Here is a 14,187-nt window from a genome sequence, read left to right on the forward strand (position 1 = left end):
CGGACGCACCTGAACCTGTCGTCCGTCGGTTTGATGGTGTTCACGCGCTGTTCGTCCACGGTGATCCCCCGTGGCCGAAGGTGGTCGTTTCCGGGGGAGGACTCCGGCACTGACGGAGGACTGTGTCACGATGCCCGAATGATCGAAGACTTCCGCCGCGCCGTCGCCGACGTCGTCGAGGCCGCCCAGTCGCGGCCCCACGAGGTTCTACCGCTCGCCGGAACGCTGTTCCAGCTGGCCGGGCACGTTCCCGTCGAGGAGCGGGCCGCAGCGCTCGCGGCCATCGCCGAACGTCTCCGCACGCCGGAGCGGATCGCCCTGGGGGCCGTCGCCGACCTGGCGGTGCTGTGCGGAGCCCTCGTCGAGGTGGGGACCCCGGCCGGGCCCGCCGGAGTCGAGATCACCCGGCGCGCGCGGGAGATCGGCGCGCAGGCGCTGCGCTTCGCGGACGCCTGGGAGTCGACGGGCGAGGACGACCCGCCGCACCCGCGGGAGACCGGCGAGTCGCACCGGGCGCGGGTGACCCCGGTGCTCGGCGACGCCGACATGTACTCGCTCGCCTCGTGGGCGACCATGCAGCCGTACGGGATCGCGATCCGCGCCGTGCTGGGCGACGCCGAGGTGCGCGCCGCGCTGCGCCAGGACCCGCGGGGGCTCGCCGAGCTGCAGGCGCTGTCCTCCCGGATGCGCCGCCACGTCGAGGAGTTCGGCGAGGTGTACGAGCTGCTGCTGATGGCCGAGGCCGACCGGATGCTCGTCCTGGACCGGGCGTCGGGGCGCGCGTTCCGGGTGCGCTTCGACGGGGTGGGGGACAACTTCCAGCTGCACACGCTGCTGGCCGACGCGCTCATCGGCCCGGAGGGCCGGGGCGTGCCGGGGCAGCGGCCGATGCCGGACTGGGTGGCGTCCGCCACCGACCTGCGCGACGACCCGCGGCTGTCGATCGTCGAGGGCGAGTGGGACCTGGTCGGCGGCGACGGCATGTGGGTGGGCAACGAGGCGACGCCGGGATCGGTGCCGGTCGTCGACGGCGAGCGGGTGCTGGTGCTGGAGCCGATCTCCCTCAAGCACACCTGGCGGACCGGCCGCCGCCACCCGCACATCCCGGGGTGGCTGCGGGTCGAGGAGGAGCTGGGGCGCGACGAGGCCGCCGCCTGGTGGGGGCGGGTGCACCCGGCGGGCACCGTCGTGCACCCCCTGGTGCAGAGCCAGGAGGAGACGTCCCCGGTGGTGGATGTGCCGCCGGAGGACTGGAGCCCCGCCGACGCGGCGCCGGCTCCGGGCCGTCCCGACCCCCGCGACGCCGACGGCTCCTGGAACGCGGTCGGCGCCTCGGGCGCCTCCGGCGCGCACAACGCCGGGGCGTACGAGGGCGACTCCGGCTCCCACGGCCACGGCGGACCCGGAGGAGCTGCCGGTGCCTCCGGTGCGCACGGTGCCTTCGGGCATGGCGGTGCCACCGGTGCTCATGGCGCTCCCGGGTACGCGGATACGGCCGGGGCCCCTGGTGGGCACGGTGCTCCTGGTGCGCCGGGGGCCGGCGATGTCCCGGGCGGCTGGACGCCTGCGGCCGGGGCCCCGGGTGCCCACGGGCACGGTGGTGTCGCCGGTGCCTCGGGCGCGGCTGGGACCTCTGGTGCGTACGGTGACTCCGGCCATGGCGGTGCCGGCGGCGCGGGCGCGCCCGGTGCTTCCGGATACGGAGACCCGGCCGGGGTCTCTGGTGGACACGGCGCCCCCGGGCACGGCGGTGCGTCCGGGGCACAAGGCGCCTCCGGGTACGCGGATGCGGCCGATGCGGCCGGGGCACACGGTGCCCCTGGGCATGGCGGTGCGCACGGGTCCTCCGGGTACGCGGATGTGCCCGGTGCTTCCGGGTACGGAGACACCGCTGGGGCCTCTGGTGGACACGGTGCTCCCGGGCACGGTGGTGCGTCCGGGGCACATGGCGCCTCCGGGTACGCGGATGCGTCTGGGGCCTCTGGACACGGTGGTGCGGCCGGGGCACATGGCACCTCCGGGTACAGAGAGCCGGCCGGGGTCTCTGGTGGACACGGTGCCCCCGGGCATGGCGGTGTGCCCGGGGCCTCTGGGTACGCAGATGTGGCTGGTGCGTCTGGTGGGCACGGTGGTCCTGGGCATGGCGGCGCGGCCGGTGCGCCTGGGACCTCTGGCTACGCGGATGCGCCCGGGGCACACGGTGCCTCCGGCTACGCGGATGCGGCCGGTGCTTCTGGTAGCCATGGTGCGTCCGGGCATAGTGGTGGCTCTGGTGCCCCGGGCGCGGCTGGGACCTCTGGTGCTTATGGTGGCTCTGGCCATGGTGGTGTTGGCGGTGCGGGTGCGCCCGGTGCTTCCGGGTATGGAGACATCGCTGGGGCCTCTGGTGGGCACGGGGCCTCTGGCTATGGAGATGTGACCGGGGCCTCGGATGCACACGGTGCTTCCGGGCACGGTGGTCCTGGGCATGGTGGTGCCGCTGGGACCTCTGGTGCGTACGGAGACACGGCTGGGGCCGGCGCTCCCGGGTACGCGGACGCGCCCGGGTACGGCGATATGGCCGGGGCGGGTGACGGCTCGGGTGGTCGCCCGGTCGCCGATGTGGGCGGCGGGTCGGCCGGGGCCACCGGTGCGCAGGGGACGTGGGACGCCTTCGGGAGCGGTGGGGCGAGCGCGCCTCCGGGAGCCTCGCTGGTGCCGCCGCCTCCCGCGGACCGCTGGGAGGTCGAGGCGGAGCCGTCGATCGTTCCGGGACCCGAGGCGGACCGTGAGCCGCCCGGCGCCGGGCTGCTGGAGCCCATGCCGGAGGGGGTCTCCGACAGCAGCGGGTGGGGACCGTCCTGGAAGTCCTGACCGCCGTACCGTCGGCCTCCCTAGGGCGTGTTCGGTGGATGCTTTCGAGCGTTTCGGCGCTTGCGCCGAATGCCGGGAGCGGCCGCGAGGCGATCTCTCGCAAGACGGCCGGCGCGGGTCAGCCCGGGTTCGGCTGTCCGAGCGCAGGCGGCGCGGCGAGAGGAGGCCTCGCGGCCGCGACCCGGAATGATCCGCCGAACACGCCCTAGGAGGCCGGGGGCTCGGGGCGGGACTGGAGCGCGGCCCAGATGAGCGGGATCTGGAGCGGGACGCGCCCCCAGGCCACGATGCGGTTGTCGGCCGGGCCGGGCAGGCGCCCCGTGCCCGAGTCCATGGCCATCCGGATGTTGGCGGGCCACACGGCGAGGAGGAGGACGGCGCCGGCCGGCCCCGCCCAGCGGCGGCGGGTCAGCAGGCCCAGGCCGCACGCGGCCTCGGCGACGCCGCTGCCGTACACCCAGGCGCGCGGCGCGGGCAGGGAGCGCGGCATGATCGCCTCGAACGGCTTCGGGGCGATGAAGTGCAGTACGGCCGAGGCCAGGAACAGGCCGCCGAGGGCGTACGGGGCGGCCGTGCGCGGGTTCTTCGTCACGACCCTTAAGTTACCCGCGGGTCATAAAACGCGGAAGGGCCCCGGAGCGGACTCCGGGACCCCCGTCACCTAGCAGCAGCGCGACCCGGGATTCGTGTCGCCCTTGTCCGTGTGGTGGCGCCAGAAGACGCGCTCGCTCATGGGCTCCTCGCCCGGGTGCTCCCGGTTGTGGTGCTCCAGGTAGATCTCGTAGGCCCGCTCGCCCACGACCCCGCGGGCGATCTGCCACGCCTCGCGCAGTCCGTGCAGCAGCCTCGGACCGAGTGCCGAGCCCGTCGTCATCGTCCGCTACTCCTTCTTCTCCTCGGAGGAACCGCCCACGCTCTCCAGCTGCCGAGCGTACTCGCGCTCCTCACGGCTCGGGATGAGCCCGTCCGGGGCCCAGGTCTTGGACCTCTCGTACGGGATCTCGGTGATGGGCAGCGTGCCCTCCGGGGCGCGCAGCGCCTTGATCCACACCCGGACCGAGTCGGCCAGGATGATGACCACCAGCAGCGCGAACAGCACCGACAGCGTGCCCTGGACCGTCGTGTTCACGACCACCTGGCGCATGGCCTCCTCGCCCTGCACCGCGCCCACCCCGGGCTCGCCGTTGGCGAGCGCCTCGGAGAACTGGCTGCGCTGGGCGAAGAACCCGATCTTCGGGTCGTCGGAGAACACCTTCTGGTAGCTCGCGGTCAGGGTGACCACCGCGTCCCAGGCCAGCGGCACCAGGGTGACCCAGGCGTACTTGGCCCTGCCGGACTTGATGATCAGCGTGGTGCACACCGCCAGGGCGATCGCCGCCAGCAGCTGGTTCGCGATGCCGAACAGCGGGAACAGCTGGTTGATACCGCCCAGCGGGTCGTTCACGCCCGCCCACAGGAAGTAGCCCCAGCCGCCGACGATCAGCGCGCTGCAGATCCACGCGCCGGGCCGCCAGCTCGTGTCGCGCATCGGCTTGTACACGTTGCCCAGGGTGTCCTGGAGCATGAATCGGCCGACGCGGGTTCCGGCGTCGACGGTGGTGAGGATGAACAGCGCCTCGAACATGACGGCGAAGTGGTACCAGAACGCCATCATGGCCTGGCCGCCGAACACGTTGGAGAAGATCGTCGCGGCACCCAGCGCGAACGTCGGCGCGCCGCCGGTCCGGGCGATGATCTCGCTCTCGCCGATGTTCGTCGCGATCTGCTGCAGCGTCGCCGCGTCCACCGTGAAGCCGAGCTGGCTGACGGTCTGCGCGGCGGACTCCACGCTGCCGCCCAGGGCGTTCATCGGCATGTTCATCGCGAAGTACACGCCGGGGTCGATGATGCACGCGGTGATCAGCGCCATGACGGCCACGAACGACTCGGTGAGCATCGAGCCGTACCCGATCATGCGGACCTGGGTCTCCTTCTCGATGAGCTTGGGCGTGGTGCCCGAGGAGATCAGCGCGTGGAATCCCGACAGCGCACCGCAGGCGATCGTGATGAACACGAACGGGAACAGCGGCCCGGCCACCACGGGGCCCTGGCCGTTGAACGCGAACTCGGTGAACCGCGGCAGCTGCAGCGACGGCATCGCGATGAGGATGGACACCGCGAGCAGGACGACCACGCCGACCTTCATGAAGGTCGACAGGTAGTCGCGCGGCGCCAGCAGCAGCCACACGGGCAGCACCGAGGCGACGAAGCCGTAGACGATCAGGCCGATGGTCAGTTCGTTCTTGCTGAAGAGGAAGACCTCGCTCAGCACCGCGTGCTCGGCCACCCAGCCGCCGCCGACGATGGACAGCAGCAGCAGGACGACGCCGATGGCGGAGGTCTCCATGACCTTGCCGGGCCTGACGAACCGCAGGTACACGCCCATGAACAGGGCGATGGGGATGGTCATGATCAGCGAGAACGCGCCCCACGGCGACTCGGCCAGGGCGTTCACGACGACCATGGCCAGCACGGCCAGCAGGATGATCATGATGGACAGCACCGCGATGAGCGCGGCGATGCCGCCGACCGGGCCGATCTCCTCGCGCGCCATCTGGCCGAGCGAGCGGCCGTTGCGGCGGGTGGAGAAGAACAGCACGACCATGTCTTGCACGGCACCCGCGAAGATCACACCCAGGATGATCCAGATGGTGCCGGGCATGAAGCCCATCTGCGCCGCGAGGACCGGGCCGACGAGGGGTCCGGCGCCGGCGATGGCGGCGAAGTGGTGGCCGTAGAGCACCCGGCGGTCGGTCGGGTGGTAGTCGGCGCCGTTGTTGAGGCGCTCGGCCGGGGTGGCCCGGGTCGGGTCGGCCATCAGCACCTTGTACTGGATGAACCGTGCGTAGAAGCGGTAGGCGATGGCGTAGGAGGCGAGCGCGGCGAAGATCAGCCAGGCGGCCGAGATCTCCTCGCCTCTGCCGATGGCGATCACGCCCCACGCGACCGCTCCCACGAGGGCGACGCCGGCCCAGACGGCGATGCTCTGTGGTGTCCACTTCGGCTTGTCCGGCGCCGGCGGGGGCCCCGCCTTGCCATTGACCGGAACAGAGGACATCTGATCCTTCTCTCTAACCTGTCGGGAACCCGGGGAGGAATCCGGGAGCCATATCGCGACAATCGTGCAGGACCTACCCGTGTTGCGGGCGTCACAAAGGAATCGGTTGCATTGCAGATTCAATACTTTGGGAACTTTCCCGAAACCATCTGGTAAGTGGGGAGAACCGCGCGTGCCCTGCCCGTACGGCTTTCCGGTCCGGCCGACACGGTGGGTGCGCGGGCGGGCACAATGGCGGAATGGAGACACCACAGGTGGCGGAGGAGAAGGAGACGCTCGCCCGCGTCACGGGTGAGACGGGCGGAGACCTGGTGCTGCGCCGGGTGGGCGCGCACTACGAGATCTACAGCAACGGGGTGTTCCTCATGGACACCCGGGACGGCACCTCGGAGCGCGAGATGGTGCGCGCGAGCCTGGCGGCGCTGCCGCGGGGGCGCGGCCGGGCGCGGGTCCTCATCGGCGGCCTGGGGGTGGGCTTCTCGGCGCGGGAGGCGCTGGACGACCCCCGGGTCTCCCTGGTGGAGGTCGTCGAGCTGGAGCCGCAGGTCATCGCCTGGCACGACGGCGAACTGGGCGAGGCCGCGGGCTACGTGCACCGCGACCCCCGCTGCCGGGTGCACAACGCCGACATCGTCGCCTGGACGGAGGCGGCGGCCGGGCGGCCGCAGCGCTACGACGCGATCTGCCTGGACACCGACAACGGCCCGGACTGGACCGTGACCGAGGCCAACGGCCGGCTGTACCGGGCGGCGGGGCTGGACCTGCTCAAGGGGCTGTTGGCCCCGGGCGGGGTGCTGGCGTTCTGGAGCGCCAACCCGGTGGAGTCCTTCGAGGCCCTGCTGCGCGAGCGCTTCACCCACGTGGAGGCGATCGAGGTGACGGTGGCCCACAGCATCCCCGACACCGTCTACCTCGCCCGGGAGGCCTGACCGCGGAGCGGTTCCGGCCGCGGGACGCCGTGCCCGCCGCCGGGACCGCGGTCAGGGGGCGGGCACGGCGGGGGCCTCAGCCGCGGGAGGACATGAAGCGGGCGAACTCCTCCAGGGAGATGCGGGAGTCGCCGTCGGAGTCCATGGCGCTCACCGTTTCGGCGGCCTGCTCGTCGGTGCACTCGTCGCCGAGGTTGCGCATGAGGGCGACCAGCTCGGAGGCGGTGATGCGGCCGTCGCCGTCGGCGTCCACGAGGGCGAACGTGGCGGCGTACTCGGAGGTCTCGGGCATTGTCTCTCCCAGTCGGGGGTCCGTTGGTGCGGAAAGGCTACCGGTAGGACGAAGGGCCGCACCGGGCGGTTCTCGCACCGGGGCGGCCCTTCGTTCGGGGGGCGTGTTCAGGTCACTTGCCGACCGAGGCCCGGGAGCCGATCCAGCGGGCGATGACCGTGAACAGCAGCACCAGCAGGAACAGGCACAGCGCCGCACCCCACGCGCGGTCGATGCCCGCCTCGAACGGCTGGGCCGCGCCGCGGTACAGCTGCATCGGCACGGCGCCCTGGGGGGAGCCCTGGAACGCGGTGACGATGATGCCGGTGCCGAACGCCGTCAGCAGCAGCGGCGCGGTCTCGCCGATACCGCGGGCGATCGCCAGCATCGAGCCGGTGGTCAGGCCCGGGGCGGCGGCGGGCAGCACCGTGTGGACGATGGTCTGCCACTTGCGGGCGCCCAGGCCGTAGCTGGCGTTGCGGATCTCGTCCGGGACCAGCCGCAGCATCTCCTCCGCCGAGCGTGTGACGATCGGCAGCATCATCACCGCGATCGCGACGGCGCCCACGAACGTGCCGAAGCCCATCGCCCCCCAGCCGATCACCAGCAGGCCGTAGACGAACAGACCCACGAAGATCGACGGGATGCCGGTCATGACGTCGGTGAAGAACCGGATCGCGCCGGTCAGGCGGTTGGGGCCGAACTCCACGATGTACACGGCGGTGGCGATGCCGAACGGGATCGACATCGCGACGGCCAGCGCCATGATGTACAGCGTGCCGAAGAACCCGGCGGCGTAGCCGCCGCCCTCGCGCCGGGGCGGGGGCTCGGTGGCGGTGAAGAACTCCAGGTTCACCACGCCGATGCCGCGCCGGGTGACCTCGAAGATGATGAGGAACAGCGGGATCATCGCGAGGATCATCGCGCCGGTCAGGACGACCGTGGCCGCGCGGTTCTTGAACCGCCGGTAGCCGGTGCCGGGCGGGCGCACGCTCAGCGGGACGTGCTGCGCCGGGGTCGGGGGTGTGGTGGTCGCGGTGCTCATACGGCGGCGTCTCCCGTGAACTGCCCCAGGCGCCACACGACGACGCGGGCCAGGACGTTGATGATCATCGTGACGAGGAAGAGGGCGACACCGATCGCCATCAGCGCCGTCCGGGTCTCCGGCGAGGACTCGCCGAAGGTCGCGGCGATGTGCGAGGCCATGCTGCTGCCGGCGCCGAAGAGGCTGGCGCCCCAGGACTGGGAGCCGCCGATCAGCATCAGGACGGCGATGGTCTCGCCGAGGGCGCGGCCCAGGCCCAGCATGGTCGCGGCGACGATGCCGGAGAAGCTGGCGGGCAGCACCACCTTGGTGATGACCTCCCACCGGGTGGAGCCCAGCGCGTAGCCGGCCATCTGCTGCTCCAGCGGCTGCACCACGATGACCTCGCGGATGATGGCGGTCATGATCGGCAGGATCATGATGGCCAGCACGATCCCGGCGGGGAAGTAGCCGACGCCGCGCACCGGGCCCTCGAAGAGGAAGAACCAGCCCAGGGTCGACTCGACCAGGTCGAAGAAGGGCCGCATCACGTTCGGCAGGAACCAGTGCAGGCCCCAGAGGCCGAAGATGACGCTGGGCACCGCGGCCAGCAGCTCCACCGTGTAGGAGAGCGGCTTGGCGATGCGGCGCGGGGCCATGTGGGTGAGGTAGACGGCGACCATGATGGACAGCGGCAGCGCGATGACGATCGCGATGGTCGCGGTGACCAGGGTGCCGTAGATGAACGGCCAGGCGCCGTAGGTACCGGTGATCTCGGTCCGGGAGCCGCCCGCCGTCCAGTCCTCCCCGAGGAGGAAGCCGAAGAAGCCCTCCTTGGCGAACACCGGCCAGGCCTCGGTGGTCGTCCGGACGACCATCAGCGCCAGGATGACCAGCACGACGGTCCCGCAGGCGGCGACCGTCCACTTGAAGATCGGGTCGGCCAGGCGCCCTCTGCCGGCCGACAAGGTCCTCCGTGGGGAGTCCTCGGGGGCCTGCGGGGCCTCGGGGGCCTCGGTGGACATGTGCTTCTCCTCTGTGGCTTTCGTGGGGAGTGGAGAGCGTCCCCGCCCCGGCACCACGGGGCGGAAGAGGGGTGGAAGGGCGGCGGCCGGGCCGGTCGGCCCGGCCGCCGCGGAGGGTCTCCGGGAGGGGGAGGGGAACCTCGCGCCTCGGGGAGGGGGCCGCGCTAGTTGGCGGAGTTGGTCTTCTCCAGCTCGGCGACGACGCGGTCGGTCAGGGCCTCGCCCAGGGGGGCGTAGCCCAGCTCGCCGGCGAGGTCGCGGGCGCTCTGGTCGGTCAGCGCCCAGGTCCAGAAGTCGATGATCGCGTCGGCGTTGGCCTGCTCGTAGCCGCAGGTGTAGGTGAAGATCCAGTTGGAGCCGGCGATCGGGTAGCCGTCACCGCCGACGTTGTCGATCGCGAACTGGAAGTTGTCCGGGACCTCGACCTCCTCGGAGGCGGCCATGGTGGCCTCCAGGGTGGGCTCGATCGGGGTGCCGTCCTCGTTCACGATGTGGGCGACGGCCAGTCCGGCCTCCTGGGCGTAGGACTGGTTGACGTAGCCGATACCGCCGGGGTTCTGGGTGATGCCCTGGGTGACGCCGTCGTTCTGCTGGCCGCCGACCAGGCCGTCGGCCCAGTCGAGCTCCTTGCCCTCGCCGTACTCGTCGGCCCAGGACTCGACCTCGGTGGACAGGTAGTGGCTGAACACGTAGGTGGTGCCGGAGCTGTCGGAGCGGTGGACCGGGATGATCTCGTCGCTCGGCAGTTCCATGTCGGGGTTGAGCTCGGCGATCGCCGGGTCGTCGAAGGTGGTGATCTCGCGGGAGTAGATCCCGGCGATCGTCTCGGCGTCCAGGACCAGGCCGTCCAGGGCCTCGTTGCTGAACGCGATGACCACGGCGCCGAAGACCACCGGGAACTGGACGGCCTCGCAGCTGCGGGCCTCCTGGGCGGCGGCCAGGTCCTCGTCGTCCAGGGGCTCCTCGGAGGAGCCGAAGTCGACGGTCTGCTCCAGGAACTGCTCCACACCGGCACCGGAGCCGACGCTCTGGTAGTTGATCTGGACGCCGGGCTGGACGTCCTGGTTGTAGGTGTAGATCAGGTCCTGGAAGAGCGGGTCGGGGAAGCTGGCGCCCGCGCCGGTCAGCGAAGCGCTGAGCTGCTCGGCGGCAGCGTCACCGCCGGTGTCACCACCGGTGTCGCCTCCGCCGCCGCACGCAGTGGCGAGCAGGGGGATGGCCGCCAGGACGGCGAGCTTGGAACGCCCGTTGCGCATGTCGAAGTTCTCCTCGTTGAATCACCGCTGTCGGGGCTGACGTGAAACGACGTTAAACGCGGAGAAAGTCGTGTCGCCATCGAAATGGCAGACCTTCGGTGGAAGTCGGGTGAATGGAGGGTGAATGGTGGTCACATTCCGGTAACGAGCGGCGTGTGATGGTTCTGTGTCCGGGGTGTCGCCGTGGCGAATCCCACTGTGATGACCTGCGGGTATGCCAAGTAGAGCGGGGAGTGCGGGGTCATCGCGCCGATATTGGGGATTTTTCGATCATTCACTTTCGCGTGCGTCTTCGAGAGAAGTGACGCGAACATGAACAAGGGGTCGCCCCGGACGTGCCGGGGGACCCTTGGAGAAAGTTCAGAGCATGCTTATCCGCCGTTCGCAGTGTCCAATCGGTAGCCGATTCCGCGCACGGTGTGGATGAACCTCGGACGGGCCTCGGAGTCACCCAGCTTGTGGCGCAGCCGGCGGATGTGCACGGCGATGGTGTTGTTCACCGGGGGCAGCGGCTTGTGCCAGACCTCGGTCCACAGCTCCTCGCGGCTGACCACCCGGCCGTGGTGGCGCAGCAGGAAGTCCATGATCCCGAACTCCCGAAGCGCCAGGTCCACCGGATGGCCGTCCACGAACAGCCGGTGCCCCAGGGCGTCCAGCTCCAGGGCGCCCGAGCGCAGCGACGTGCCGGGGCCGGAGACGTGCTCCAGGGAGTGGTGGCCGTCCACCCCCGGCAGCGAGCCGCGCAGCAGCGCGGCCAGCTCCGGGATGCGGTAGGGCCGGTTGACGCAGGCGGTGGCCCCGGCGGCCAGCGCGCGCAGCGCGCGCTGGGAGTCGCCGGGGCCCACTCCGATGAGGATCGGGATGTCGGTCGCGCGCCGGGTCACCCGCACCAGCGTCTCCAGGTCGACCTCGGGCGGGGTGGCGCTGGTGACGATCGTGTCCGGGCGCAGCAGCCCCACCCGCAGCAGGGCCTCGGCCCCGTCGACGCACACGGTGATGTCCACGTCGTGGCCGCTGAGCGAGAGCACCAGCTGGTGCGACTGCTCCGACTCCGGCTCCACCAGCAGGACCCGCAGCGGGCCTTCCGCGCGCTCCACCGCGTCGTCCGGGGCGCCCGCGGGACGGGGGACGGACGTGGAGGCGGGGAGCGCGGTCATGGTCATGGTTCCACTTCGTCGGGGAGGGCGTGTCGAAGAGGTCTGCGGGGCTTTCCGATCAGCCGAAGCGGCCGGAGATGTAGTCCTCGGTGCGCTGGTCGGCCGGCTTGCTGAAGATGGTGGCGGTCTCGTCGAACTCCACCAGGCTGCCGTAGCGCTCGCCCTTCTCGTCGACGCCCGCGGTGAAGAACGCGGTGCGGTCGGAGACGCGCGCGGCCTGCTGCATGTTGTGGGTGACGATGACGATCGTGTACTCGGCCGCCAGCTCGTACATCAGGTCCTCGATCTTGAGCGTGGCGATCGGGTCCAGTGCCGAGCACGGCTCGTCCATGAGGATGACCTCGGGGTTCACCGCGACGGTCCGCGCGATGCAGAGGCGCTGCTGCTGGCCGCCGGAGAGGGCGAAGGCGCTCTCCTTGAGCTTGTCCTTGACCTCGTCCCACAGGGCGGCCTTGGTGAGGGTCTCCTCGACCAGGTCGTCCATGTTGCCGCGCATGCCGTTGATGCGGGGTCCGTAGGCGACGTTGTCGTAGATCGACTTGGGGAACGGGTTGGGCTTCTGGAAGACCATCCCGATGCGCCGGCGGACCTCGATGGGGTCGACGTGCGGGGCGTACAGGTCCTCGCCGTGGTACTCGACCCTGCCCTCGACGCGGGCGCCGGGGATGAGGTCGTTCATCCGGTTGAGCGTCCGCAGCACCGTGCTCTTGCCGCAGCCGGAGGGGCCGATCATCGCGGTGATCTGGCGCGGGCCGACCTTGAGGTCGACGTCGCGCACGGCCTTGTTGGAGCCGTAGTAGATGGAGAGGCCGGAGACGTCGAAGACGGGGTCTCCCAGCCCGGGCACCTCGCGGTTGTACCGGACGGTGTCGGGGGCGACTCCGCGACCGGAGTCGGTGCCACGAGTGGACGCGGTGTTGCTGATGGACATGGTGCCACTTCCGGGTCGGACGGTGCTTGCGGGCTCATGGGGGGTGAACCGCCGGGGCGCGGTCGAACCCATGCAAATATGTCCGGGTGAAGTGACGGTGAACGATCCCCGTGGCACGGATGAACGTGGGCGGTGGACTCGGATGTGTGATGACGCGGACCGTTGCCCACCGGTCACCGAACCGCACGGATCGGTTCCGCGGAGCCGGATCCGGCCTGGTGAGCGGCCGGAGGGGTCCGGACACGGCGGTGCCCCGGCCGCTGGGCCGGGGCACCGGTGCTCTGCGCGGGGCCGCCCGGTCAGGCGCCCGCTTCGCCGGACTGCTCGGCGATCTTCTGCCTGACCTCTTCCATGTCCAGCTCGCGGGCCTGGGTGATCAGGCTCTCCAGCGCCTCCGACGGCAGGGCGCCCGGCTCGCTGTAGATGACGGTCTGGTCCCGCACGATCATCAGGGTCGGGATGGACTGGATCTTGAACTCGAAGGCCAGCTCGCGCTGGGCCTCGGTGTCCACCTTGGCGTGCACGATGTCGGCGTTCTTCACCGAGGACTGCTCGAAGACCGGGGCGAACTGCCGGCAGGGACCGCACCAGTCCGCCCAGAAGTCGATGAGGACGAAGTCGTTGTCCTTCAGCGTGTCCGCGAAGTTGTCCTTGGTGAGTTCGACGGTGGCCACGGAATCTCCTGCATCTGTCGGTGTCGGACGGACCGGTCGGACCGGGCCGTCCTCCTCTTGGTGGACTACAGCGATCGTGCCCACTCGTTTGTTCCACATGCTCGCAGGGAGTACCCGGAGTCCGGACTGAACTGGAAGTTTCCTACACAACACGTGGTCAATACCTGTTTGGGTGGAAAGTGAAGATGGGGCTACGGTGGCGGGACAGGAGAGAAGAGGGGGACTCCGATGGGTGCTGACACGGCCGACGCGGACACCAAAGAGGGTGGAGACCCCGTCGACTACCGCTTCACCCTGGCCAACGAGCGCACCTTCCTCGCCTGGGTGCGCACCGCGCTGGCCCTGCTGGCCGGAGCGGTGGCCGTCCTGCACCTGCTCCCCCTGGGCTGGGACGCGGGGCCGCGCACGGTGGTCGGCCTGACCCTGGCCGTCCTGGCCGCGGTCATCACCGTCTACGCCCCGATGCGCTGGTACCGGGTCCAGCGCATCATGCGCGACGGCGGCACCCTGAGGATGAGCGTGCTGCCGCTGCTGACCACGTTCGCGGTGGGGCTGGTGTGCCTGGTGGTGCTTTTGGGGCATCTGTTGTGAGCAACCCGATCGACCGGGAGGACCCGGGCCTACAGCCCGAGCGCACCCTGCTCGCGTGGCAGCGCACCCTGATCCTGCTGGTGGTGGTGGGGCTGCTGTTCCTGCGCGGCGAGCTGACCACCGGGGCGAACCCGATCCCCCAGGCGCCGCCCGTGGTCCGGATGGCGCTGATGATCGCCTTCCTGTTCGTCGCCGCCATCGTGGGCCTGCACCTGTGGCTGCGCTGGCGCCGCAGCCGCGAGGGCCTGCGCGATCCCGCCGGCACCGGCGGGCCGCCGCGCGCGGTGTCCGCGCCCTGGGCCATGGTCCTGCTGTGCGCGTCCGTCCTGGTGCTGGCCCTCGTCCAGATCGCGGCGGTGCTCGCCGGCTGACCGTGTCC

General features: G+C 70.9%; 14 protein-coding genes. 4 read left to right on the top strand and 10 right to left on the bottom strand.

Going from position 1 to position 14,187, the window contains the following annotated elements; genetic code table 11:
* The first annotated feature begins 138 nt into the window (after window positions 1-138).
* Window positions 139-2,853: a hypothetical protein gene (locus KGD84_RS01195; protein ID WP_220564282.1), complete on the top strand. Its 2,715-nt coding sequence runs from the start codon at window positions 139-141 to the stop codon at window positions 2,851-2,853.
* 205 nt (window positions 2,854-3,058) lie between these two features.
* Here the strand turns inward: KGD84_RS01195 and KGD84_RS01200 are convergent, their stop codons facing one another.
* From KGD84_RS01200 to KGD84_RS01210, 3 genes are all read right to left on the bottom strand, one after another.
* Complete coding sequence (locus KGD84_RS01200; RefSeq protein WP_220564283.1) at window positions 3,059-3,445, bottom strand: DoxX family protein; 387 nt, start codon at window positions 3,443-3,445, stop codon at window positions 3,059-3,061.
* A gap of 69 nt (window positions 3,446-3,514) precedes the next feature.
* On the bottom strand, window positions 3,515-3,727 hold the full coding sequence (locus KGD84_RS01205; RefSeq protein ID WP_220564284.1) for a YbdD/YjiX family protein: 213 nt from the start codon (window positions 3,725-3,727) through the stop codon (window positions 3,515-3,517).
* A 6-nt stretch (window positions 3,728-3,733) separates the two neighbouring features.
* Window positions 3,734-5,950 (bottom strand): carbon starvation CstA family protein, encoded by a 2,217-nt coding sequence (locus tag KGD84_RS01210; protein WP_220564285.1) that lies wholly within the window; start codon window positions 5,948-5,950, stop codon window positions 3,734-3,736.
* Between the two features lie 239 nt (window positions 5,951-6,189).
* Between KGD84_RS01210 and KGD84_RS01215 the strand changes: the two genes are divergently transcribed.
* Window positions 6,190-6,879, top strand: coding sequence for a spermine/spermidine synthase domain-containing protein (locus KGD84_RS01215; RefSeq protein WP_220564286.1), 690 nt, complete (start codon window positions 6,190-6,192; stop codon window positions 6,877-6,879).
* Window positions 6,880-6,955: 76 nt separating this feature from the next.
* On the opposite strand, the gene KGD84_RS01220 is transcribed toward KGD84_RS01215, so the two are convergent.
* From KGD84_RS01220 to trxA, 7 genes are all read right to left on the bottom strand, one after another.
* Window positions 6,956-7,171, bottom strand: coding sequence for an EF-hand domain-containing protein (locus KGD84_RS01220; RefSeq protein WP_220564287.1), 216 nt, complete (start codon window positions 7,169-7,171; stop codon window positions 6,956-6,958).
* 112 nt (window positions 7,172-7,283) lie between these two features.
* On the bottom strand, window positions 7,284-8,195 hold the full coding sequence (pstA, locus tag KGD84_RS01225; protein ID WP_220564288.1) for a phosphate ABC transporter permease PstA: 912 nt from the start codon (window positions 8,193-8,195) through the stop codon (window positions 7,284-7,286).
* Window positions 8,192-9,199, bottom strand: coding sequence for a phosphate ABC transporter permease subunit PstC (gene pstC / locus KGD84_RS01230; RefSeq protein ID WP_220564289.1), 1,008 nt, complete (start codon window positions 9,197-9,199; stop codon window positions 8,192-8,194). Before pstC ends, pstA begins: the two co-directional genes overlap by 4 nt.
* A 164-nt stretch (window positions 9,200-9,363) precedes the next feature.
* Complete coding sequence (gene pstS / locus KGD84_RS01235) at window positions 9,364-10,455, bottom strand: phosphate ABC transporter substrate-binding protein PstS (protein WP_220564290.1); 1,092 nt, start codon at window positions 10,453-10,455, stop codon at window positions 9,364-9,366.
* Between the two features lie 371 nt (window positions 10,456-10,826).
* Entirely contained in the window at window positions 10,827-11,612 is a 786-nt protein-coding gene (locus tag KGD84_RS01240) for a winged helix-turn-helix transcriptional regulator (protein WP_220565451.1), read from the bottom strand.
* A gap of 58 nt (window positions 11,613-11,670) precedes the next feature.
* Window positions 11,671-12,543, bottom strand: a complete 873-nt coding sequence (gene pstB / locus KGD84_RS01245; protein ID WP_220564291.1) for a phosphate ABC transporter ATP-binding protein PstB — start codon at window positions 12,541-12,543, stop codon at window positions 11,671-11,673.
* A 299-nt stretch (window positions 12,544-12,842) separates the two neighbouring features.
* Window positions 12,843-13,217, bottom strand: coding sequence for a thioredoxin (gene trxA / locus KGD84_RS01250; RefSeq protein WP_220564292.1), 375 nt, complete (start codon window positions 13,215-13,217; stop codon window positions 12,843-12,845).
* 228 nt (window positions 13,218-13,445) lie between these two features.
* On the opposite strand from trxA, the gene KGD84_RS01255 reads away from it, so the two are divergent.
* Together KGD84_RS01255 and KGD84_RS01260 are read left to right on the top strand one after the other, a co-directional pair.
* A complete protein-coding gene (locus tag KGD84_RS01255; RefSeq protein WP_220564293.1) occupies window positions 13,446-13,808 on the top strand; it encodes a YidH family protein in 363 nt (120 codons plus the stop codon).
* Complete coding sequence (locus KGD84_RS01260) at window positions 13,805-14,179, top strand: DUF202 domain-containing protein (protein WP_220564294.1); 375 nt, start codon at window positions 13,805-13,807, stop codon at window positions 14,177-14,179. Before KGD84_RS01255 ends, KGD84_RS01260 begins: the two co-directional genes overlap by 4 nt.
* The last annotated feature ends 8 nt before the right edge of the window (window positions 14,180-14,187 follow it).

This window comes from Nocardiopsis changdeensis (assembly GCF_018316655.1).
GTDB lineage: Bacteria > Actinomycetota > Actinomycetes > Streptosporangiales > Streptosporangiaceae > Nocardiopsis > Nocardiopsis changdeensis.